The following is a 1,179-nucleotide window of genomic DNA, read 5'->3' as shown; positions in this document are numbered from 1 at the left end:
TGCAAAAGTTTCATCAAAGTCCTGACCTTCCACTTGTGCTTATCCCTTACAGACCAATCTGGATTTATTTCTAACAACTTGTCCTTTTTCATTCATTTTATTCTTGAATACCCATTTGGAGCCTATGACATTCTTATTTTCAGGTCTAGGGACAAGCTCCCAAGTATTGTTCTTCTCAATCTGATCAAGCTCTTCATTCATTGCTCTAATCCAATCTTCTTCCTGACTAGCTTCCTCAAAATTTGTAGGTTCAGTCATAGATAAAAAGGCAACATGATATTGTTCTGTGTCCTTAATCAATTTCCTTCTAGTCTGAACTCCTTTATTTATATCCCCAATTATCTGATTTTCAGAATGATTCTTTATAACAATTCTGAGAGGTGGTTTTGTTTCTTTCTGCTGATTTTTGTCGGCCTAAGTATTCATATCTTCATCTGATTCAAATTCTTCTCTTTCTAATCCTTGGACCTGTTCATCTTCATCTTCAACTGTATCTTTTGTTCTTGGTTCATCACTGCTTATATTTCTGACTGGAATTTCTTCATCAACTTTTACATCTATACAGTCAACTAGTTTATGCAGTCTTTTATTGTAGCATCTGTACCCTTTACTGTTTGTAGCATAACCCAAGAAAATACCTTCATCATCCCTGTCATCATATTTGCCAATATTTTCATCATTATTCTTGATATAACATTTACTCCCAAAAACTTTAAAATGCTTGATTGAAGCAGGTCTTCCAAACCATAGTTCATAAGGGGTCTTGTCACTGTGTGGTCTAAGATGAGCTTTGTTAAGGATATGAACAACTGTATGAATTGCTTCCACCCAATATGTCTGAGGTATGTTCCTTTCATTCATCATTGATCTTGCCATTTGCTGTACTGATCTATTCTGCCTCTCAACAACTCCATTTTGCTGTGGAGTCCTTGGAATTGTGTACTCTCTTTTGATCCCATTTTATCACAGAAATCTTTGAAGTTCCCTGAACTAAACTCTCCTCCTCTATCAGACCTTACTACCTTTAATCTTTTTCCTGTTTGATTCTCAGTCAGAGCCTTAAATACTTTGAATTTTTCAAATGCTTCAGATTTTTCTTTCAAAAAGGCAACCCAAGTTAGTCTAGAATAATCATCAATAATCAAAAAAAAATATTTTTCTTTTCCTGTACCTTCTTTC

3 protein-coding genes are annotated in these 1,179 nt (G+C 34.7%); all 3 read right to left on the bottom strand.

The features are described 5' to 3' along the window. Nucleotides 1-39: 39 nt before the first annotated feature. On the bottom strand, nucleotides 40-258 hold the full coding sequence (locus NUW87_RS11355; protein ID WP_269028630.1) for a reverse transcriptase domain-containing protein: 219 nt from the start codon (nucleotides 256-258) through the stop codon (nucleotides 40-42). Nucleotides 259-414: 156 nt separating this feature from the next. Continuing rightward, on the bottom strand, nucleotides 415-876 hold the full coding sequence (locus tag NUW87_RS11350; RefSeq protein WP_269028629.1) for a hypothetical protein: 462 nt from the start codon (nucleotides 874-876) through the stop codon (nucleotides 415-417). Further along, a partial coding sequence (locus tag NUW87_RS11345; RefSeq protein WP_269028628.1) for an integrase catalytic domain-containing protein occupies nucleotides 861-1,179 on the bottom strand: 319 nt, incomplete at its 5' end. The genes NUW87_RS11345 and NUW87_RS11350, both read right to left, overlap by 16 nt.

The organism is Corynebacterium pilbarense (assembly GCF_026930265.1).
Taxonomy (GTDB): domain Bacteria; phylum Actinomycetota; class Actinomycetes; order Mycobacteriales; family Mycobacteriaceae; genus Corynebacterium; species Corynebacterium pilbarense.
This window is presented reverse-complemented; position numbering and strand designations above follow the sequence as displayed.

Excerpts from the sequence above, each read along its gene's own strand:
- NUW87_RS11350 (WP_269028629.1), bottom strand. The coding sequence starts at position 876 with ATGGCAAGATCAATGATGAATGAAAGGAACATACCTCAGACATATTGG.
- NUW87_RS11355 (WP_269028630.1), bottom strand. The coding sequence starts at position 258 with ATGACTGAACCTACAAATTTTGAGGAAGCTAGTCAGGAAGAAGATTGG.